Annotated in this window: 20 protein-coding genes; 9 read left to right on the top strand and 11 right to left on the bottom strand. The window is 64.9% G+C overall.

Annotation, left to right across the window (positions count from 1 at the left end; translation table 11 throughout):
* Positions 1-38: 38 nt before the first annotated feature.
* Both FJ430_RS15930 and FJ430_RS15925 read right to left on the bottom strand, forming a co-directional pair.
* Complete coding sequence (locus FJ430_RS15930) at positions 39-947, bottom strand: sugar phosphate isomerase/epimerase family protein (protein ID WP_140705899.1); 909 nt, start codon at positions 945-947, stop codon at positions 39-41.
* Positions 944-1,975 (bottom strand): Gfo/Idh/MocA family protein, encoded by a 1,032-nt coding sequence (locus FJ430_RS15925; protein ID WP_140705901.1) that lies wholly within the window; start codon positions 1,973-1,975, stop codon positions 944-946. The genes FJ430_RS15930 and FJ430_RS15925 overlap by 4 nt, the downstream gene beginning before the upstream one ends.
* A gap of 198 nt (positions 1,976-2,173) precedes the next feature.
* On the opposite strand from FJ430_RS15925, the gene FJ430_RS15920 reads away from it, so the two are divergent.
* The 3 genes from FJ430_RS15920 (at position 2,174) to FJ430_RS15910 (ending at position 6,409) form a co-directional block, all read left to right on the top strand.
* Positions 2,174-3,199 (top strand): LacI family DNA-binding transcriptional regulator, encoded by a 1,026-nt coding sequence (locus tag FJ430_RS15920; protein WP_140705903.1) that lies wholly within the window; start codon positions 2,174-2,176, stop codon positions 3,197-3,199.
* A gap of 159 nt (positions 3,200-3,358) precedes the next feature.
* Positions 3,359-4,840, top strand: a complete 1,482-nt coding sequence (locus FJ430_RS15915; RefSeq protein ID WP_140705905.1) for an esterase-like activity of phytase family protein — start codon at positions 3,359-3,361, stop codon at positions 4,838-4,840.
* A 102-nt stretch (positions 4,841-4,942) separates the two neighbouring features.
* Entirely contained in the window at positions 4,943-6,409 is a 1,467-nt protein-coding gene (locus FJ430_RS15910; RefSeq protein WP_140655030.1) for an MATE family efflux transporter, read from the top strand.
* Positions 6,410-6,416: 7 nt separating this feature from the next.
* On the opposite strand, the gene FJ430_RS15905 is transcribed toward FJ430_RS15910, so the two are convergent.
* Positions 6,417-7,625: an MFS transporter gene (locus tag FJ430_RS15905; protein ID WP_140705907.1), complete on the bottom strand. Its 1,209-nt coding sequence runs from the start codon at positions 7,623-7,625 to the stop codon at positions 6,417-6,419.
* Positions 7,626-7,763: 138 nt separating this feature from the next.
* On the opposite strand from FJ430_RS15905, the gene FJ430_RS15900 reads away from it, so the two are divergent.
* On the top strand, positions 7,764-8,339 hold the full coding sequence (locus FJ430_RS15900) for a TMEM175 family protein (RefSeq protein ID WP_140644099.1): 576 nt from the start codon (positions 7,764-7,766) through the stop codon (positions 8,337-8,339).
* A gap of 3 nt (positions 8,340-8,342) precedes the next feature.
* Here the strand turns inward: FJ430_RS15900 and FJ430_RS15895 are convergent, their stop codons facing one another.
* A complete protein-coding gene (locus FJ430_RS15895; protein WP_140644096.1) occupies positions 8,343-8,624 on the bottom strand; it encodes a hypothetical protein in 282 nt (93 codons plus the stop codon).
* 221 nt (positions 8,625-8,845) lie between these two features.
* On the opposite strand from FJ430_RS15895, the gene FJ430_RS15890 reads away from it, so the two are divergent.
* Positions 8,846-9,712, top strand: a complete 867-nt coding sequence (locus FJ430_RS15890; RefSeq protein ID WP_140705909.1) for an SDR family NAD(P)-dependent oxidoreductase — start codon at positions 8,846-8,848, stop codon at positions 9,710-9,712.
* A gap of 104 nt (positions 9,713-9,816) precedes the next feature.
* Here the strand turns inward: FJ430_RS15890 and FJ430_RS15885 are convergent, their stop codons facing one another.
* The 3 genes from FJ430_RS15885 to FJ430_RS15875 all read right to left on the bottom strand — a co-directional run bounded on the left by FJ430_RS15885 (position 9,817) and on the right by FJ430_RS15875 (position 11,723).
* Positions 9,817-10,248, bottom strand: coding sequence for a low affinity iron permease family protein (locus tag FJ430_RS15885; protein ID WP_181175386.1), 432 nt, complete (start codon positions 10,246-10,248; stop codon positions 9,817-9,819).
* A 334-nt stretch (positions 10,249-10,582) separates the two neighbouring features.
* Complete coding sequence (locus FJ430_RS15880) at positions 10,583-11,224, bottom strand: DapH/DapD/GlmU-related protein (protein ID WP_140705913.1); 642 nt, start codon at positions 11,222-11,224, stop codon at positions 10,583-10,585.
* A 70-nt stretch (positions 11,225-11,294) separates the two neighbouring features.
* Positions 11,295-11,723, bottom strand: coding sequence for a CreA family protein (locus tag FJ430_RS15875; RefSeq protein ID WP_140644341.1), 429 nt, complete (start codon positions 11,721-11,723; stop codon positions 11,295-11,297).
* A 230-nt stretch (positions 11,724-11,953) separates the two neighbouring features.
* On the opposite strand from FJ430_RS15875, the gene FJ430_RS15870 reads away from it, so the two are divergent.
* The 3 genes from FJ430_RS15870 to FJ430_RS15860 all read left to right on the top strand — a co-directional run bounded on the left by FJ430_RS15870 (position 11,954) and on the right by FJ430_RS15860 (position 15,354).
* The gene (locus FJ430_RS15870; protein ID WP_140644089.1) at positions 11,954-12,538 is read left to right on the top strand and encodes an SCO family protein; all 585 of its coding nucleotides are present in this window, start codon (positions 11,954-11,956) and stop codon (positions 12,536-12,538) included.
* Positions 12,538-13,410, top strand: a complete 873-nt coding sequence (locus tag FJ430_RS15865) for a 50S ribosomal protein L11 methyltransferase (protein WP_140657543.1) — start codon at positions 12,538-12,540, stop codon at positions 13,408-13,410. The genes FJ430_RS15870 and FJ430_RS15865 overlap by 1 nt, the downstream gene beginning before the upstream one ends.
* A 99-nt stretch (positions 13,411-13,509) precedes the next feature.
* Positions 13,510-15,354, top strand: a complete 1,845-nt coding sequence (locus FJ430_RS15860; protein WP_140705921.1) for an aminopeptidase P family protein — start codon at positions 13,510-13,512, stop codon at positions 15,352-15,354.
* Between the two features lie 123 nt (positions 15,355-15,477).
* Here FJ430_RS15860 and FJ430_RS15855 read toward each other — a convergent pair whose 3' ends face one another.
* Complete coding sequence (locus tag FJ430_RS15855) at positions 15,478-15,774, bottom strand: AzlD family protein (protein WP_140644085.1); 297 nt, start codon at positions 15,772-15,774, stop codon at positions 15,478-15,480.
* Complete coding sequence (locus FJ430_RS15850; RefSeq protein WP_140705933.1) at positions 15,771-16,499, bottom strand: AzlC family ABC transporter permease; 729 nt, start codon at positions 16,497-16,499, stop codon at positions 15,771-15,773. Before FJ430_RS15850 ends, FJ430_RS15855 begins: the two co-directional genes overlap by 4 nt.
* 368 nt (positions 16,500-16,867) lie before the next feature.
* Between FJ430_RS15850 and FJ430_RS15845 the strand changes: the two genes are divergently transcribed.
* On the top strand, positions 16,868-17,626 hold the full coding sequence (locus FJ430_RS15845; protein ID WP_140705935.1) for an SDR family NAD(P)-dependent oxidoreductase: 759 nt from the start codon (positions 16,868-16,870) through the stop codon (positions 17,624-17,626).
* Positions 17,627-17,651: 25 nt separating this feature from the next.
* On the opposite strand, the gene FJ430_RS15840 is transcribed toward FJ430_RS15845, so the two are convergent.
* Positions 17,652-18,344, bottom strand: a complete 693-nt coding sequence (locus FJ430_RS15840) for a DUF2461 domain-containing protein (protein WP_140705937.1) — start codon at positions 18,342-18,344, stop codon at positions 17,652-17,654.
* Complete coding sequence (gene ligA / locus FJ430_RS15835; protein ID WP_140705939.1) at positions 18,344-20,551, bottom strand: NAD-dependent DNA ligase LigA; 2,208 nt, start codon at positions 20,549-20,551, stop codon at positions 18,344-18,346. Before ligA ends, FJ430_RS15840 begins: the two co-directional genes overlap by 1 nt.
* Between the last annotated feature and the right edge of the window lie 82 nt (positions 20,552-20,633).

Genomic DNA, 20,633 nt, shown 5'->3' with positions numbered 1-20,633 from the left:
GCTCCTCCCGCCGACCAATCCTCACATCAAATTTGGCCTCAAGCCGGATTGGGCAGGTAGCTGGGCCCTCCCCTGCATTGCTTCAGATAGTCGAGCGCGCGCGCCTGGCCGGTGATCTCGAGATCGCCGAGATAGACCGGATCGTGCCAGCCCTCGATGTCGATGGCGCCCTTGTAACCGGCAAGACGCAACTCGCTGATCACCCGCGCCCAGTCGCTGTCGCCAAAACCCGGCGTACGCATCTGCACGAACGGCAGGCGGCCGAACACGCCGTGCTCGCGGATGACGTCCCAGCGCACGGTGGCGTCCTTGCCGTGGACGTGGAAGATGCGCGGCGCCCATTTGCGGATCTGCGGGATCGGGTCGATCAGATAGACGAGCTGATGGCACGGCTCCCATTCGAGGCCGAGATTGTCGTTGGGCAACTCGTTGAACATCAGCTCCCAGGCATCCGGGTTGTGGGCGATGTTCCAGTCGCCGCTCGCCCAGTTGCCGTCCATCGCGCAATTCTCGAAGGCGATGCGCACGCCCTTGTCGGCGGCGCGTTCGGCCAACGGCCCCCAGACTTCACGGAAACGCGGGAGGCTGTCGGTCAGCTTCTTGCCGCGGATGCGGCCGGTGAAGCCGCTGACCATGGATGTCCCGAACAGATGCGCATTGTCGATGACGGTCTCCCAGGCCGCGAGCACGCCGCGATCGACCTCGCCGCCTTCCAGCGGGTTGCCGAACACCCCGATCGAGGACACGGTCACATCGGCATCGCCGATCGCCTCGCGGATTTCGCCCGCCAGGCGCTTCAGGTCCTTGCCGCCCAGCGTCTGCCAGAAGAAAGGCTGGATGCTCTCGAAGCCGAGCGGCAGGATCTGCCTGACATAGGCGCCCGGGTCGTCGAGATTGGCCCGCACCATGGTGCCGATCCTGATGTCGAGAAGCGGATTTGCCATCATTGTGCTTCCTTGACGATTGCCACGCGCCGCCCGCTCTCCGCGCTCTCGATCGCGCCGAAGACCATGGCCAGGCTTTTGATGTTGTCGGCGCCGCGCGTCTCCGGCTCGGCGCCGGTCTCGATCGCGTGCATGAAATCCTTGATGATGCCGAGATGGCCGTCGACGCGGTCGGTCGGATCGAGCGGCGGTACTTCGATCGGCTGGGTCTTGTCGATGATACCATCGCGGCCGGACGCAACCACCTCCGCCTTGAGCCCGTCATGGCCATCCCACAGCACGCTGCCGCGCTCGGCGACGATGCGCCAGCTGCCTTCCCAGCTGGTGCGGAAGCCGTCCGCGCACCACGAGCCGGCATAGGTGAACACCTTGCCGCCGCCGAGATCGAAGACGGCGCTCGCCGATGAGCCCTGCCGGTACCAGGAATTGGCCGGCTCCCATTCCTGGCAGTAGACGCTGGCCGGTTCGCCGGCGACCATGTAGCGCGCGGCGTCGAAGGTGTGGATCGCCATGTCGAGCAGCAGCACGTGGCGCATCTCCTCGCGAAAGCCGCCGAAATGCGGCGCGACGAAGAAGTCGGCATGGATGCTGGTCGCCGCGCCGATGGCGCCTGAATCGAGAAAGCGGCGGATGCGCCTGACATTGGCGACATAGCGGCGGTTCTGGACGACGGCATGGACGCGCCTGGCCTTGCGCGCTGCCTTGATGATGGCGCGCGCATTGTCCGGGCTGTCGGCCAGCGGCTTTTCGGTGAGCAAATGGCAATGATGGGCGAAGGCCGAAAGCGCGACTTCGCGGCGGGCAGCCGGGACCACGACATCGAATACGGCGTCGGGCTTGGTCTCATCGAGAACGGCGTCGAGGCTTGTGCTGACCACTGCATTGGACAGCCCGTATTCGCGCGCCCTCGCTTGCGCCCGTTCGGCATCGAGATCGACAAGGCCGGCAATGGCGAGCCCGTCGATCCGCCTTGCGGCATCGAGCCAGTGCTTGCTCATGGCTCCGCACCCGACCAGGACGACCTTCATCATCCAGCACTCCTCCTCGGCTCGGCCCCTCCAGGCCGAGTGTCACGGCATCCGCGGCATCAACCGTAAACGTTTTTCCGTAAACGTTTACGAGAACACACCCGATGGCGTAGAATGTCAATCGGCTGCTTGTCGAAAATTGCCCCGAAGCCTTGGCCTGAGCGGCAGCCGGTGCTAGCCAAGGCAGGGGGAGAACCGTCCTTGGCGTCCAGCATCCACGACCTTGCGCGTCACCTGAACATTTCGATCGGCACCGTGTCGCGGGCGCTGAACGGCCGCGCCGACGTCAATGCCGACACCCGCCGGCGCGTGCTGGAAGCCGCCAAGCTGCTGAACTACGCGCCCAACCAGTCCGGCCGCAGCTTGCGGCAAGGCGCCACCCATTCCGTCGCCTTCATGCTGCAGCCGCATCCCGGTGACCAGCAATATGGCGAGCCGTTCTTCATCCCGTTCCTGACCGGCCTGCAGGCGCGGCTGGCCGAAAGCGGGCTCGACCTGATCGTGGTGATGGGCGCGCCTGGTGACTACCAGCAGGAGCGCCTGCGCCGCGTCGTCGAGACCCGCCGCGCCGACGCGGTGGTGCTGGCCTGGACCCGGCGCGAGGACGAACGCATCGACTATCTGACCGAGCGAGGCTTTCCCTTCGCAACGCTCGGCCGCAGCCGCTCGGGCGGCAAGTCCTACCCTTCGCTCGATCTCGATTTCGAGAAGGCGGGCAGCGACGCGGTCGACCGGCTGGTCGCGCGCGGCCATCGTCGCATCGCCGCCATCCGCCCGGCGCTCAACCTCAATTTCGGATATCTCTTCCTCGACGGCTATCGCAAGGCGCTGAAGCGGCACGGCATCGAGGTCGATCCCGGCCTGATCGCCGACGGCTTCATCAACGAGGCCGGCGGCTACCAAGTGACGCCGCGCGTCATGCTCTCCAAGGACCGACCGACGGCAATCATCTTCAACAACGACGCCATGGCGCTCGGCGGCTGCAAGGCACTGGCCGAGATGGGCATCCGGCCGGGCCACGACATCGCCGTGACCGTCATCGTCGACACGCCGCTCTGCCGCTATTTCTCGCCGACCCTGACAGCCTTCCGTCCATCGCTGGAGCCGATGGGCCGGAGGCTGGCCGAGATGCTGCTCGCCTCGCTTCCCGCCTTCGCCGGCCCCGAAGGCACACGCATCATCCGCGAGGTTTGGCCGCTGGAGCTGGTCGTTCGGGAGAGCGATTGAGCGGAAGCGGTTTCCCAGGGGGAGAAGGAAAGAACCTCCGCCTGTCACGCAACCATCACGTTCACGTCCTAGACCGCTCGACGGCTAGGGCTGGCCGCATCGTCGATGCCGCGCCTTTTTGAGCCACTGGCCGCTCTGCTCGTCAAGAAGGGGATATCGATGAAACACCTTAACCGAACCGTCGCGCTCGGCGCGGCGCTTGCCCTGTTCACCGCCCTCACCCCGGCGCTCGCCGATGGCGTCGCCTATGTCAACAAGGGGCTGGTCGGCATCGGCCGCATCCCGGCCAGCCAGAAGGACAAGTTCGGCGAGACCTTCGGTTCGGGCTCCGGCATGGCGATCGACACCAAGTCCTGGGTGCGTGACGGCGCCGGCTACAAGGGCTCGCTGTGGCTGCTGCCGGACCGCGGCTACAATGTCGTCGGCACCACCGATTATCGCCCGCGCCTCAACACCATTTCGATCGAGTTGGCCCCGACCGCCGCCGGCGCGGCGCCCGCCGCCGGACAGGAACAGTCTGGCGTGAAAGCGACGCTCGCCGACACGATGCTGTTGACCGACGACAAGGGCGCCGACGCCACCGGCCTCGATCCGTTGAACGGCGTGCGCGAAGCCGCTGGCGACATGCCGATCCTGCCGCAGGCCGACAACGGCAAGCTGGCGTTGGATAACGAAGCGATCGCACGGCTGCCGGACGGCACCATGTTCATCTCCGACGAATATGGCCCCAACATCTACCGTTTTTCGGCCGACGGCCACCTGATGTCGGCGACGCAACCGCCCGCGGCCCTTGTGCCGATGCGCCACGGCAAGCCGAACTTCGCTTCCGACAATCCCGGCCCGGGCGCCGCCGAGCCCGATCCGAAGGATCCCGAGACCGGCCGCCAGAACAACCAGGGCCTCGAAGGCATGTCGATGACGCCCGACGGCAAGTTTCTGATCGCCGTGCTGCAGTCGGCGGCCCGCCAGGACGGCGGCGATTCCGGCTCGACCCGCCAGAACACCCGCGCGCTGGTCTATGATGTTTCCGACCTCGCCCACCTCAAGCTGGCGCACGAATATGTCGTGCCGCTGCCGGTGTTCAAGGATGCCAAAGGCAAGACCAAGGTGGCCGCGCAGAGCGAGATCGTCGCGCTCTCCGACAAGAGCTTCCTGATGCTGGCGCGCGACTCAGGTAACGGCCAGGGTCTCAAGGGCGACGAGTCGCTCTATCGCAAGATCGAGATCGTCGACCTTTCCGCCGCCACCGATATCGCCAACGGTCCGTTCGACGCGGCCGACAAGCCGGTCGCCCCTAAGGGCGTGCTCGACCCGTCGGTGACGCCGGCCAAGCTCACCTCCTTCATCGACATCAACGACAAGGGCGAGCTCGGCCGCTTCGGCCTGCACAATGGCGCTCCGAACGACAAGGACAACCTTTCGGAGAAGTGGGAGGCGATGTCGCTGGTCTCCGTGCTCGATCCGAAGCTGCCCGACGACTATTTCCTGTTCGTCGCCAACGACAACGACTTCCTCACTCAGGACGGCTTCCAGGTCGGCGCTTCGTACAAGGCCGAGGATGGCGCCGATGTCGACACCACCTTCCTCGTCTATCAGGTGACAATCCCCGGCCTGTCTGGGAACACTGTCGCCGGCCAGTAACCGGCGACGGGCGAATGCCCGTCATCCCGCTGATCCTGAAAAGGATGCACGACCATCAGGCCTGCGATACCATCGCGGGCCTGATTCATTTTCGGTGCTGCCATGGATGACAAGAAGCCCACCCGCCGGCGGACCGGCGACCTGACCAGCGGCCCCATTCCGCGCACGCTGCTTCTGTTCGCCCTGCCGGTGCTGGGCTCCAACGTGCTGCAGTCGCTGAACGGCTCGATCAATGCCGTCTGGGTGGGGCGCTTCCTCGGCGAGGCGGCGCTGACGGCGACCTCCAACGCCAATCTGGTGCTGTTCCTGATCCTTGGCACGGTGTTCGGTATCGGCATGGCGGCGACCATTCTGGTCGCGCAGTCCGTCGGCGCCCGCGATCTGCCGGAAGCCAAGCGCATCGTCGGCACCAGCGCCACCTTCTTCTTCCTGGTTTCCGTTGTGTTCGCGGTCTGCGGCTGGGTCTGGGTCGACGCCATCCTCACCGGGCTCGGCACGCCGGCGGATGCCTTGCCGCTGGCGCGCGCCTATCTGCGCATCATCTTTGTCGCTGTGCCGATGATGAACCTTCTGTCCTTCGTCATGACCGTGCTACGCGGAGCCGGCGATTCGCGCACGCCGTTTGTCTTCATGGCGCTGGCGGTCGTTCTCGACGTCGTGCTCAATCCCCTGCTGATCCGCGGCATCGGCCCCTTCCCCGAGCTCGGCATCGCCGGCTCGGCGACTTCGACGCTCATAGGCCAGACGGTCAGCGTGATCGCCATCCTGATCGTGCTCTATGCCCGCAAACACCCGCTGCGGCTGGCGGGCGCCGATCTCGCCTTGCTCAGGCCCGACCCGGCCCTGCTGCGCATCGTCGTCTTCAAGGGTATCCCGATGGGCCTGCAGATGATCGTCATCTCGGCCGCGGCATTGACCGTGATGGGCATCGTCAATTCCTACGGCTCGCAGGTCGCTGCCGCCTACGGCATCGCAGCCCAACTCTGGACCTATATCCAGATGCCGGCTCTGGCGATCGGCGCCGCCGTCTCCTCGATGGCGGCGCAGAATGTCGGCGCCGGGCGCTGGGACCGCATCGGCAAGGTCGCGGCGTCCGGCGTCGGCTTCAACCTGGTGCTGACCGGCGCGCTGGTGGCGCTGCTTTTCGTCTTCGACCGCGCGGTGCTCAGCCTATTCCTCAGCAACGACAGCGCCGCGATCGACATCGCCGCCCACATCAACAGGATAGCGTCCTGGTCATTCATCCTGTTCGGCATCACGATCGTGCTGTTCGCCACGGTGCGCGCCACCGGCGCCGTCATGCCGCCGCTCATCATCCTGATCATCTCGGTGTTGATCATTCGCACCGGCTTTGCCTATTCCATGCGCAGCGTCATCGGCCAGGAGGCGCTGTGGTGGAGCTTTCCGGCGGGCTCGATCGCTTCGCTGGTGCTGGCCGCCGCCTATTATCGCTTCGGCCGCTGGCGCACGATGCATATGATCGAGGATCGGCCGGCCGCGGGCGAGCCGCCCGACACCGGCCTTGGCGTGCCGCGCCAACGCGCGCAGCTCCTGCCGGAGACCGAATAGCCAAGACCTACCGTGCGTATCTGACGCCAAAGCCGAGCGCGACCAGCGAGAAGACGATGATCATGCCGGCAAAGGCCAGGCTTGCCACGGTGGCGCTCGCCAGGCTGGACAGGATGCCGATGCCGATCACCGGCAGCGCGTTGCCGCAGAAGCAGCAGATGAAGAAGGCCGACACCACCTCGGCGCGGCGGTCGGCCGGCGCGATCTGATTGACCACTTGCAGGCCGCCGCGATAGCCGAGCGCCGCCGCCACGCCGCAGACCGCCGTCGCGGCGATCATGAGCGCCATCGAGGCGTAGACCTGCGCCGCCACGATCAGCGCCACGGCGGGGATCATCAGCGCCAGCGCCGCGAGCATGGTGGAGCGGCTGGAGAACCAGGCGGTGCCGACGATGGTGATGGCCGCCACGCTCGACAGCTCGAAGAAAAGCCCGCCGGCTTCGGCATGATTGGTCACGTGCAGCTGCTGCGCGAGAATGCTCGGCGCCAGCGCCGCATAGAAGCCGACCAGCGCCATGGCGCCGAAACCGGTCACCGCCGGCGCCACGAACTGCGCGCGGATACCGTCAGGCACCGAAAGCCGCGGCCGCAGCGGGACGTCGGAGAACCGTCCAGGCCTGGAGACGGTTTCCCGCGTGCGCCAGATCAGCAGGGTGACGAGCCCAAGCAGGACGAGATAGACGGCAAATGTCAGCCTGAGCGGCCATGGCGCGTATTGGGCGAGCACCCCCGCCACGAGCGCGCCGGCCCCGAGGCCGACAAAGTTGGTGCTGGTGGCGATGACGGCGGCGCGCGACTTGTCCTTGCCTTCGATCAGTTCGGCCAGCCACGCGGTGCCGGCGCCTGCGCCGACGCCGATGCCGAGCCCGCTCAGGACGCGGGCGATGTCGAGCCAGGCGAGGTCTTCGGCGAAGAGGAAGGACAACGCGCTGACCACCGCAACAGCCATCGCGGCAAGCGCGGCGGGGCGGCGGCCGACGGCATCCGAGAGACGGCCGAAAAACAGCAGCGCCGCCAGATTGCCGACCACATAGACGGCATAGACCAGCGTCAGCGTGATCTGCGAAAAGCCGAATTCCTGCTTGTAGATCACGTAAAGCGGGGTCAGCGCGGTGCTGCCGGCAAAGAGCGCGGCGATCATGGCGGCGACGGCGGCCTTTGCGGCGGTCCCGTCAAGTTCATTCTCACGCGTCATGGTTTGAGCGTCGCTGGCCATCGGCACCTCCGGCGTTGCAAGCCCAACGCCTATGTAATGACGGCTGTTCCGGTTGCCGAACGCCCTCCTGACAATTCTGGCAGGATGGTCAGGCGCAAAATCCTCTCGTAACGTCCGTCAGCCACCGAGGGAGGAATCATGGGCAAGGGACGGGTCGAGGCATTTACCGATGGCGTCGTCGCCATCATCATCACCATCATGGTGCTGGACCTGAAAGTGCCGCACGGCGAGGATTTTTCAACACTTCTGCCGCAGTGGCCGATCTTCTTCTGCTACGTGCTCTCCTTCATCAATGTCGGCATCTACTGGAACAACCTGCACAACATGTTCCACACCGTGCAGCGCGTCGACGGACGCGTGCTATGGGCCAATCTCAACCTTCTGTTCTGGCTGTCGCTGATCCCGGTGACCACGGCGTTCATGGGAGAGAACCATTTCGCGGCTGCGCCGGTCGCCGTTTATGGCATCGACCTCGCGCTCTGCGCCGTCGCCTACACCATCCTGGTCATCAAGCTTCGCCATCTGCATGGCGCCGACACGACCTTCGCCAAGGCCGTCGGCCACGACAAAAAAGGCAAGATCTCGCTGGCGCTCTATATCGTTGCCGTGCTGCTAAGCTTCTTCAACCAGTGGATCAGCGTGGCGATCTATGTGCTGGTGGCGACCGTCTGGTTCGCGCCGGACAAGCGCTTCGAGCGGTTGGTGGAGAAATAACGGCTATTTCCGCATCACTTTCAGCTTTTCCGCCACAGAGGCGGCAAGATCAGCATAGCGTTCCTCCAGCCTTTCTGCCGCCTTGATTATCGGGAAGTCATGGCCGAACTTCTCCAGCGCCAGCCGCAGCTTTTCGGCGAAATCCGCCTGCTTCTCCAGCGCCGCGAACAGCGTTTTCACCTGCGCCTCGCTGATGTCGGGATTGGCGAGCATCTTCGGCACCTCGCGACCCATCTGATCGCCGTTGACGGTTTGCTCTTTCAGAATTCCGATCCAGTCGGTCAAATGCCGAACTCCTTTTTGGGACACCATGCGCGGCGGGCGCCGCCATGGTCAACCCGTTGCGGCCATCGCCGTCAACCCGTTGCGGCCATCGCCGTCAACCCGTTGCGGCTGTTGCCGTCAACCCGTTGCGGCTGTTGTTGCGGTGACATGCGGGACGAACCGGGCTTGCCTCGGCGACGTCCGGCGTTAAGTTCGGCCCGACCCTCATAAGGATGGAAACCATGACCAGCGACGCCCAGATCCAGATCGCCCTGCCCGCTTTCGCTTCCGGCAACGTCGCCGTCATCACCGGCGGTGCCAGCGGCATCGGCCTTGCCGCCGCAAAACGGTTCGCGGCGATGGGCATGAAGGTGGTGCTGGCCGATATCGGCGGCGTGCGTCTCGACCAGGCAAGAGAGGCGGTCGCGGCGATCGCCGGCGACGACGCCGTGCTCCCAATCCCCACCGACGTCTCCAGGGCGGACGAGGTAGACCGGTTGGCGGATCTCGCCAACGGCGCCTTCGGCGCGGTGTCGGTGCTGATGAACAATGCCGGCGTCGGCAACAATCCGGGCAAGCCCTGGGAGAACCGCGACGCCTGGAAGCGGCTGCTCGACATCAATTTCTGGGGTGTCGTGCATGGCGTCGAGGCCTTCGCGCCGCGCATGCTCGCGGCGGGCAAGCCGGGCACGATCATCAACACCGGGTCCAAGCAAGGCATCACCACGCCACCCGGCAACCTCGCCTACAATGTCTCCAAGGCCGGCGTGAAGACTTTTACCGAAGGGCTGGCGCACGCGCTGCGCAACGAGCCGGGAGCCAAGTTGTCGGCGCATCTGCTGATCCCCGGCTTCACCTATACCGGCCTGACCGAAGGCGCGACAGAAAAGCCCGCCGGCGCCTGGACTGGCGAGCAGGTGATCGACTTCATGCTGGCATCGCTGATGGACGGCGACTTCTACATCCTGTGTCCAGACAACGAGGTGGCGCGGCCGACGGATGAAAAGCGCATGGCCTGGGCGATCGGCGACATCATCGAGAACCGCCCTGCTCTGTCGCGCTGGCATCCCGATCACAAGGACGCCTTCGCGGCCTTCATGGGCCGCTAAGCAATTCCAGGAAAAGTGCGTAGCGGTTTTCCGTCCGGAATTTGCGCAAAAGCAAATATCTAGAGCGGTTCGATGTTTCTGCGAAACGCTCGAGCCGACCAGGCTCAGGCGGCTGCTTTCTTCTTGGAACCAGCCTTGCCCGCCACAGCCTTCTTCGCCGCCATCTCGGCAATCTTGCGGTCGTGCCGCTTGGCCGCCGCTTCGCATTTGTCGCGGATCTCCTCGACCTCCGATTCCGTCAGATGCTCGATGCCGATGAAGTGGTTTTGGGCGCGGCCGACCCGGATCAGCTCGTCGAGCTTGGCCTGGATCGCCGCGCCGTCTCGGTTCTGCGTGTTCTGGATCAGGAACACCATCAGGAAGGTGATGATGGTGGTGCCGGTGTTGATGACCAGTTGCCAGGTGTCCGAAAAGCCGAACAGCGGGCCGGTTACCGCCCAGACCACCACGATCAACACGCAGACGGCGAAAGTCAGCGGCATGCCGGCGAGATGTGCCACCCAATTGGCAACCCTGGTGAATAGTTTCTCTATCATCTGGATCCCACAACAGGCCGCATCGGCGCGGCGCTCACAGGAAACAGACAGCCGCGGCTTCCGGTTCCAAGTCGTTGGATTTTCTCGCATGCGCGCGTCCACAATCGGCTGCACGCGAAAGGCGCGAACAGGGGAAAACACACCTTATTTGTTTGTTTGCGATAGTGCCGGAGCAGGCCGAAAGCCTGTTCCTTCCGCTTAACGGCGGTTTACCTCCAGCCCCTTCCGCTGCGCCACCCCCGCATGGCGGAAGGGGCAACTATTCCCGAGAGCGAAGCGTAATACCCAAGTAGCGCCCCTCAGCGTCCTCTGGCGCTCCGCCGCTGGTTCGCCTTTAGAGGGTGCCGTCTTCCCAACGATCGAGAAAGGCCTCGATCGGCACGGCCTGCATGTCGGGGATTGCGCTCGCCAGTTTCTCGGGCGTCCAGTCCCACCAGGCGAGCGCCTCGATGCGCGCCGCGACGGCGGCCGGGAACCGCTGGCGCAGCGGCTTGGCCGGAACGCCGGCGACGATCGTGTAAGGCGCGACGTCATGCGTCACCACGGAATTGGCGCCGATGACGGCGCCGTTGCCGATCGCGACGCCCGGCATGATGACCGCGCCGTGACCGATCCAGACATCATGGCCGATGCTCACCGATTTTGCCTGGCGCCGCGCGCGGAATTCGGTGTCGACGCCCAGCCAGCGGAAATATTCGTTGGGGCGGTAGCTGATCTTGTGCTGCGTCAGCCGCTCGATCGGATGCTCGAGCGCGTTGATGCGGCTGTTGGCGGCGATCGAGCAGAACTTGCCGATCGTCGTGTAGATCGCCTCGGAATGGCGTTCGAAATAGGAAAAGTCGCCGACCGTCACTTCGCGCAGGATCACCCGCTCGCCGATCGAGGCATAGCGGCCGAGCTTGCACGCCTTCAACTCCGCGGTCGGATGGATGCGTGGCTCGGGATCTTTCAGGACAAGATTTTCAGGGTGGTCCATAACTCGGGCTTTACGCCGGCAGGGACGCTCCCGCAAGCGCGGCCTGTCCTCGGCGAGGCCTATCGGGACGCTATTGCGGCTTGCCCTTGGTCCAGACCACGTTCTGGCCGTAAAGCGGCACGGTCGTGACCGACATCTTCGCCGAGCCGTTCTGCACCTGGCGCGAATGCGACAGATAGATCAGCGTCTCGTTCTTCTTGTCGTAGATGCGGTTCACCACCTGCTTCTTCCAGATCAGGCTGAGGCCCTGCTTGAACACCTCTTCGCCGCCCTCGCTCATGTCGATGTCGCCAATGGTGATCGGCCCGGTCTGGCGGCAGGAGATCGAGGAATCGGAAGGATCCTCGAACCAGTTGCCCTTATGCAGCCGGTCGATGATGCTGCGGTCGAAATAGGCGACATGGCAGGTGACGCCGTCGACCTTCGGGTCCTTGATCGCGTCGATCATGATGTCGTTGCCGATCCAGTCGACGCCGACTTTACCCACTTCGTCAGCCATGGCCGCACTGGCGCTCAGGGCAAGACAGGCGGCGAACAAGCCGATCAATTTTCGCAAGGAGGCCTCCTCGGTTCGGTTTTTGCCGATGTCAGGTGGGACAGGATCGTGGCGTTTACAAGCCGATCGGCCTGCCGGCCGCTTGCGGCAACGCGACATCTTTGCGCGCCCGGCGTGGACCCGCTAAGACTGTGGCCAAACTGGCTTCCAGCCAAAGCAATGGACATTCACTGATGATGCGTTCAATCCTGGTCGGCATTCTCGTCCTGATGGCGGCGGGTATCGGCTGGCTGACATTCGACTGGTACCGGGGCCATTATGGCGGCGAGCCCTTCGGCGCGCCCTTCACACTGGTCGACCAGAAAGGCGCGCCGATCACCGAAGCGGCGTTCAGAGGGCACCCGAGCGTCGTGTTCTTCGGCTTCACCCATTGCCCGGAAGTCTGCCCGACGACCCTGTTCGAGCTGGCCGGCTGGCTGAAGACGATGGGCGACAGCGGCAAGAACCTCAACGCCTATTTCGTCACCGTCGATCCGGAGCGTGACACGCCGCAGACGATGAACACCTATGTCAGCAACTTCTCCGACCGCATCACCGGCATCACCGGCGATCCGGACAAGGTGCATGCCATGGCCAAGGCCTTCGGCATCTACTGGAAGAAGGTCGACACAGGCGACGGCGACTACACGATGGACCATACGGCTTCGGTGCTGCTGCTCAATGCCAAGGGCGATTTCGCCGGCACGATCGCCTATGGCGAGAGCGCCGACACTGCTGTCGCCAAGCTGAAGCGCCTGGCAGCGGGCGGGCAAACATGATGAGCCAGACCCGGCTCCATCTCACTGCCAACAAGGTCGAGGCCGACCGTATCTTCGCGGCGCTCGACGCCGCTTTCGAGGATGACGGCCTGCCGATCGCCGTGCTGGAGCTCGACGAGGAAAAAGACATCCACGAAGTGTCGCTCTATGCCGATGGCGACGTCGATCCCGTCGAAGCGCGGGTCAAGGATCTCCTCGCCGGTCTCGGACTGCCGAAGCCCGTCGCGCGCGAGGTCCTTCCCGACGTGGACTGGGTGTCGCGCTCGCTGGAAGGCTTGAAGCCGGTGTGCGCCGGCCGCTTCCTGGTCCACGGCTCGCACGACCGCGCCAAGCGCCACGCCGGCGACCTCGCCATCGAGATCGAGGCCGGCCTTGCCTTCGGCACCGGCCATCACGGCACCACCGCCGGCTGCCTAGAAATGCTGGAGCAGGTGGTGCTGCGCGAGCGGCCGCGCAACGCGCTCGACCTTGGCACCGGCAGCGCGGTGCTCGCCATCGCGCTCGCCAAGCTCGCGCATATCCCGGTGCTGGCGACCGACATCGATCCGGTCGCCATCCGCGTCGCCGCCGCCAATGCCCGCCTCAACCATGTCAAGGCGCTGGTCGAGACGGTGACGGCGCCCGGCTTCCACAATCCGATCTTCGCCAGGCGCGCGCCTTTCGACCTCATCGTCGCAAACATCCTGGCCCGGCCGCTGATGCGGCTGGCGCCGGAGATGGCCAAGCATATCAGGCTCGGCGGTTCGCTCGTGCTCTCCGGCATCCTCGACCGGCAGCGCGACGCGGTGATCTCGGCCTATGTCGGCCAAGCCTTCCGCCACGTCCGCACGCTGCATCGCGAGGGCTGGGTGACCATCCACCTCAAGCGCTGAGCCTGGCAAAATCCAGCCTGTCTGGCCCTGCCGAAATCGATTCCGGTTTGAGGGTCTATGCGCTACGCTCTCGGCTCGCATTCGAGGGAGACGCCAAAAATGTTCCAGACCTTTGATTCCGCTGGCGATCCGGCCGTCGGCAAGCCGCGCGTGGCGCTGCTGCGGCGATGGCTGTCCGAGAATGGCCTCGACGGCTTCATGGTCCCCCGCGCCGACGAGCATCAGGGCGAATATGTCGCCGACCGCTCGGCGCGGCTGAAATGGCTGACCGGTTTTTCCGGTTCGGCCGGTGTCGCCATAATCCTGCGCGACCGCGCCTTCATCTTTGTCGACGGCCGCTACACGCTGCAGGTGCGCAACGAGGTCGACCTTTCGATCTTCACCATCGAAAGCCTCATCGACAATCCGCCGGCCGCCTGGATCAAGGACAATCTCGGCAAGGGCGCGAGGCTCGGCTTCGACCCCTGGCTGCACACGATCGGCGAGATCAAGGCGCTGAAGGCATCAGCCGAGCAGTCCGGCGCCACTCTGGTGCCGCTCGACAAGAATCCCATCGACATCATCTGGAAGGACCAGCCGGAGCCGCCGCGCGCGCTTGTCGAGATCCATCCGCAAAACCTCGCCGGCGAGCTCGCCAAGGACAAGCTGGCTCGGCTGGCGGGCGCGATCGGAAAGGACGGCGCCACCCACGCAGTGCTGACCGATCCCTCTTCGACAGCCTGGGCCTTCAACATCCGTGGCGGCGACGTGCCGCATACGCCGCTGGCACTCGGCTTCGCCATCCTGGCCGCCGACGGCAAGCATCAGATCTTCATGGACCAGCGTAAATTCCCGCGCCAAGTCGCGGCCTACCTCACGCAGTTGGCTGACCTGCACGATCCAGGCGAATTCGAAGCCGCGATCATCGAGCTCGCCAAGGCCGACGCGAAAATCGCGCTCGATCCCATGCTGGCGGCGGACAAGCTGAGGATGCTGGTCGAGGACAATGGCGGAAGCGTCGTGTTGGCCGCCGACCCGGCGCGCATACCGCGTGCCACCAAGAACCAGGCCGAGATCGCCGGCAGCCGCGCCGCGCATCGCCGCGACGGCGCCGCGGTCGCCAAGCTGCTCTGCTGGCTGGATCGCCGGAAGCCCGGCTCGCTGGACGAAATCGCCGTCGTCACCAAGCTCGAGGAAGTGCGCCGCCAGACCGGCGAGGAAACGCAGATGCCGCTGCGCGACGTCTCCTTCGACACGATTTCCGGCGCCGGCCCGAACGGCGCGGTCATGCATTACCGCGTCTCGCGCGCCACCAGCCGCAAGCTTGAAAGCGGCGAACTGTTCCTGCTCGATTCCGGCGGCCAATATCAGGACGGCACCACCGACATCACCCGCACCGTGCCGATCGGCCAGCCGACCGAGGAAATGCGTGAACGCTTCACCCTCGTGCTGAAGGGCATGATCGGCATCTCGACGCTGCGTTTCCCGGCCGGCACCCGTGGCTCCGAGATCGACGCCGTCGCCCGCGTGGCGTTGTGGAAGCATGGCTGCGACTTCGCCCATGGCACCGGCCACGGCGTCGGCTCCTACCTTGCCGTGCATGAAGGGCCGCAGCGCATCGCCCGCACCGGCACCGAGAAACTGCTGGCCGGCATGATGCTGTCCAACGAGCCGGGCTATTACAAGGAAGGCGCCTACGGCATCCGCATCGAGAACCTGATCCTGGTGACGCCTGCGGAGCAGATCGAAGGCGGCGACATCGCCATGCACGGCTTCGAGACGCTGACCCTGGCGCCGATCGACAAGCGGCTCATCCGCAGCGACCTGCTGCATCGGGACGAGCTGCAATGGCTCGACCGGTATCACGCCTGGGTTCTGGCCGAGATCGGCCCGATGGTCGACGGCGAAACGCTGGCCTGGCTGGAAAAAGCCACCGCGCCGCTGCCGCACGACGCGAAGATTTGAGAACAGCCTCTTTCTCCCCCGTTCAGCGGGAGAAATGCCCGGTTCACCCTCCGTAGCTGCAGCGCCGCTGCTGCGGAGGACGGGCAGGCAGTGAGGGCAGCGCCAACCATTCAGGATGGAAAGCTAACCCATAAACTGGCGCGCGATAATCAACACCGCCGCGCCGGCCAAAAACATCGCCATCAAGCCGCCACGCAGCGATACCAGCACGGTGACGATCAGCGCCGCCCATTCGGCCGGTCCGGCATGCAGCAGTTCCGGCGCGACGAGCGTCGTCAGCACCGCCGCCGGCACGGCGTTGAGCCCGGCCTCGACGCGCGGATGGATGGTCTCGAAGCGCGAGATGACGAGATGGCCGCCGACACGCGTGAGATAGGTGGCGACGGCGCCGGCGAGGATGATCCAGAAGGTCGTGCTCATGGCCGCTTGCCCACGCCGCTGTGGTGTGGCGGCAGGATCACCGCCAGGAGGACGCCGGCGACCGCGCCGATCGAGACATGCCAGGGCGAGCCGACGGTTCTGTAGGCGATGATCGAGGCAACGGCGCTGGCGGCGACGACGGGTGCCCACAGTGGCCGCTTGCGGAAGCCAAGCACCAGGCCGAGGAAATAGATCGGCAACAGGAAATCGATTCCCAGCGCATGCGTATCCGGGATCATCTTGCCGAACACAGCACCCAAGCCGCTTTCGATCACCCAGAACACGTAGACCGGCAGGCCGAGACCCAGATACCAGACGAAACCGACAGGACGGCCGGACTCGGCCCTTGCCTCGGCGATGGCATATTGCGGGTCGGTCAGGATGAAATAGCCGGCGGCCTGCTGCAGCACCGCCCAATGCGCGATGCGCCGGCCAATGCCGGCCGAATAGAGCACATGGCGGAAATTCACCGCGAAGATCGACAGCACGATCAGCCAAGGCGCGACATGCTGGCCGAACAATTCGATGCCGACCATCTGGCTGGCGCCGCCATAGATCATCGCGCTCATCAGGAAAGCTTCGAGCACGGAGAAACCATTATCGACGGCGATCGCGCCGAACAGGATCGCGAACGGCGCCGAGGCGACGACGACCGGCATCGACAATCGCACGCCGTCCCAGAAATCGCCGCCGGTCCTGCCTCCGGAGATTGCTTCCGCCGCCATCAGCCGCTCCTTAAGCATGTCGCCCAGAAGTGCGCAGCGGCTCTGGGACAACGACATGCATCAACCAAAGACTTAACGCGCGTCGCCTGAATCCGCTCAACGAGACGCGCTTTAAGAGCGGCCTCATTTAGGGAGCGTCGCCTTGCTTGTCACACCAATTCGCTTGACCCAGCGATCAGCGGAACTGATCGCCGGGTTGCCAATCGCCGGAAATTCCTGAGCGTTCAGCTGACGAAATAGCGCTGCCATTCGAAGTCGGTGATGTGCGAGGCCTGCCAGGCGATTTTTTGTCCGCCCCTATTGTCGAACGATCGCGCCCTGGCGCAGAGATAGTATCGGGCCTTGCAGCAAAAACCGAGGGGAAATGAATGGTCGTCTTTGATTTCACCGGCAGGCATGCGGTCGTCACCGGAGCGGGCGGCGGCATGGGCGAAGCAATCGCGCTGGCGCTGCTCGATGCCGGCGCCTCCGTCACCGCCATCGATATCAAGCCACGCCCAGCCTCGCTTGCCGCCTATGACGACAGGTTGACCTTCGCGCAGGGTGATTTGACCGACGCCGCTTTCGTCGAACAGGTCATCGGCACCGCCGGCCGCGAGCGCGGCGGCATCGACTATCTCGCCAATGTCGCCGGCGTGCTGTGGTTCGGCCGCGACAAGTCTGCGCTCGATATGGACCTCGATGTCTGGGACCAGGTCTTCAACATCAATTTGAAATCCTTCGTGCACACCACACGCGCCGTCGTTCCTTACATGCGTTCCGGCGGCCGCGGCGGAGCAATGGTGCATTTCTCCACCATCCAGTGGTATCGCGGCGACCCGAACCCGCAGGACGCCTATCAGGCGTCGAAGGCCGGCGTGTGCGCGCTGTCCAAGTCGCTCGCCATGCAGCTTGCCGGCGAACGCATCCGCTCGAACGCGATATGCCCCGGCATGGCGCTGACGCCGCTGCAGGCGCGCTGGGACACCGAGGAGAAGCGCGCCGCCGTGGCGAGCTATGCGCCGCTCGGCCGCATCGGCACGCCGCGGGACATGGCAAACGCCGCGCTGTTCCTGTTCTCGGATGCCGCGAGCTACATCACGGGCATCGAACTCGCCGTCGACGGCGGCCTGCTGATGCGGATGTAACCCTGGCGGCCGCCGGATGACGGCGTCAAGCCGCCACGGCCGTGCCCTGGATCGCCCTGCCCCAGTCGAGCAGCGGCCTGGCGCCAAGCGTGAAATCGACGAGATCGTCGACCAGCGCCGGCGAATGGATCGTCGACGGATCGATGTCGTGCCGGACGACGAAATGCCGGTTGCGCACCGCCTGGGCGAGATCCTCGTCGCCGACATCCTCGAAACCGCGCGGCGCGCGCTTCAGGCGGTCTTCCGGATCGAGTGCCAGGCCGGCCTTCTCGAGCGACGAGACCATGCCGCGGAACGCGGCCGGCTTGGTCACGATCGCCTTGCGCATCGCCTGCAGCAGTTCGGGCGCTGGCTGCCACCAGGCCACACCGGCAAAGCAGCGCTCCAGACCGATATGTACATAGAAGACCCCTTGCGACATCTTGCTGCCGTCGGGCGAGAGGATCGCCGACAAGTGCCGGTTGTAGGGCCGCTTGTCCTTTGCGAAGCGCACGTCGCGATTGATGCGGAAGAGCGACTTTTTGCGGTCGCCGCGCAAGCCGAGCTTGGCCGTCTCGAATCGCTCGCTGAGCGTCTCGACCAAATCGCAGAACGGCCCGTGCAACTCGCTGTCGAAGAGGTCGCGGTTTTCCTGGAACCACTCGCGGCTCTGGTGGAAGTCGAGCGCCTTGAGGAACGGAATGGCCTTCTGCCCAAAACCCTTGAACGCGCCAGTCATCAGCCGGCCCTGCCGATGCGCTGCAGCCAGGTATCCTCGTCGATCACCTCGATGCCGAGGTCGCTCGCAGTTTTCAGCTTCGAGCCGGCGCCCGGACCCGCCACCACCAGGTCGGTCTTGGCGGAAACCGAGCCCGCGACCTTGGCGCCGAGCCGCTCCGCCATCGCCTTGGCTTCGGATCGCGTCATCTTTTCCATCGAGCCGGTGAACACCACCGTCTTGCCGGAGACTTCGCTGCCGGCCGAGATTTCCATGACGTAGGGTTTCGGATGAACCTGCGCGAGCAAGGCATCCAGCACATCGTCATTGCGCTCATTGCCGAAGAAGTCGCGCAACGCGTTGATCACCGTGTCGCCGATGCCGTTGATCGACGGGAAGATGGTGTGCGGGTCCTCCGCCTTCGCCGTCTCCTTGCCGACGCGGATCAATTCCTCGATGGTCGAGAACTGCCGGGCAAGCACGGCTGCCGTCGTCTCGCCGATATGTCGGATGCCGAGCGCGAAGATGAAGCGGTCGAGCTCCGGCTCGCGGCGCGCGTCGATGGCCGAAAACAGCTTGTCGAGACCTTCATAGTTGCGCTCCTCGACGCTGCGCACATTCTTGCGCGTCTTGCCCGAGGCTTCCTCGCGCAGCCGAGCCTGCTCCTCGCGCCGCTCGGCCAGCGCCTTGGTGACGGCCGGGCGGCGATCCTTCAGCGTGAAGATGTCGGCGGCCGTCTTCACCAGCCCCGAACTGAAGAAGAGGTCGATGTTTTCCGCGCCCAAGCCCTCGATATCAAGCGCGCCGCGCGACACGAAGTGGCGCAGCCTCTCCACGGCCTGCGCGGCGCAGATCAGCTCGCCGGTGCAGCGCCGCCGCGAATCCTCCTTGCCCGTCTTCTCGTTGATCTCGCGCGTCGCCGGCGAGCCACAGACCGGGCAGGTATGCGGGAATTCATAAGGCACCGCGCCGGCCGGCCGCTTATCGACGACGACGCTGACGATCTGCGGGATGACGTCGCCTGCCCGCTGGATCACCACCGTGTCGCCGATGCGCACGTCGATGCCGTCGCGGATCGGCTGGCCGTTGCTGTCGAAACCCTTGATGTAGTCTTCGTTGTGCAGCGTGACGTTCTCGACCACCACGCCGCCGACTGTGACCGGCGCCAACCGCGCCACCGGCGCCAGCGTGCCGGTACGGCCAACCTGGATGTCGATCTTCTCGACCGTCGTCATCGCCTGCTCGGCCGGGAATTTGTGGGCGACCGCCCAGCGCGGCTCGCCGGTGACGAAACCCCAGCGGCGTTGCAGCTCCAGCTGGTCGACCTTGTAGACGACGCCGTCGATGTCGTAGCCCAACGAGGAGCGCTGCTCCTCGATGCGATGGTAGTGCGCGATGAGTTCGTCGATCGACTTCGCCCGCACCATCAGCGGGCTGACCTTGAACCCCCACTCGGCGAATTTCTGCACCGAATCGTACTGGGTGGGAGCCGGATCCGCCGTCGTATAGCCCCAGGCATAGGCGAAGAATTTCAGATTGCGGCTGGCGGTGACCGACGGGTCCTTCTGGCGGAGCGATCCGGCAGCCGTGTTGCGCGGATTGACGTAATCCTGGCCGCCGACGGCCGCCGAGCGCTGCTTCAGAGCTTCGAATTCGGCATAGGTCATGTAGACTTCGCCACGTATTTCGATTGTCTCCGGCCAACCCGACCCCTTCAGCGTCTTCGGGATATCGGCAATCGTCTTCAGATTGGCGGTGATGTCCTCGCCGACCGCACCGTCGCCGCGCGTCGCGCCCTGCACGAACACGCCGTTCTCGTAACGCAGCGAAGCCGACAGCCCGTCGATCTTCGGCTCGGCGGTGAAGGCGATATCGAGGTCCTTGTCGCGGTCGAAGAAACGCCGGCCGCGCTCGATGAAATCGGCAACGTCCTGGTCGGTATAAGCCTTGGCGAGGCTGAGCATCGGCACCGCGTGCCGCACCTTGGTAAAGCCCTCCGCGGGCGCGGCGCCAACCCGCAGCGACGGCGAATCCTCACGTATCAGGCCAGGAAAATGCTCTTCAAGAGCGAGGTTGCGCTGCCGCAGCGCGTCATATTCGGCATCGGTGATCGTCGGTGCATCCTCGGCATGATAGCGCCGGTCATGCTCGGCGATCTCCGCCGCCAGCCGCTTCAGCTCCTCCGCGGCCTCGCCTTCGGTCAGCGATTCGACTGGTTTTTCCGACATGAAACGCGGTCCTCGAATTGTGGCTGGCCACTATAAATCAGGATTCGCTGCGAGGGAGTCGGGTTGCGAAGAAATCATTGCT

Origin of the sequence: Mesorhizobium sp. B2-8-5, from assembly GCF_006440675.2 — a bacterium.
Lineage (GTDB): Bacteria > Pseudomonadota > Alphaproteobacteria > Rhizobiales > Rhizobiaceae > Mesorhizobium.
This window is presented reverse-complemented; position numbering and strand designations above follow the sequence as displayed.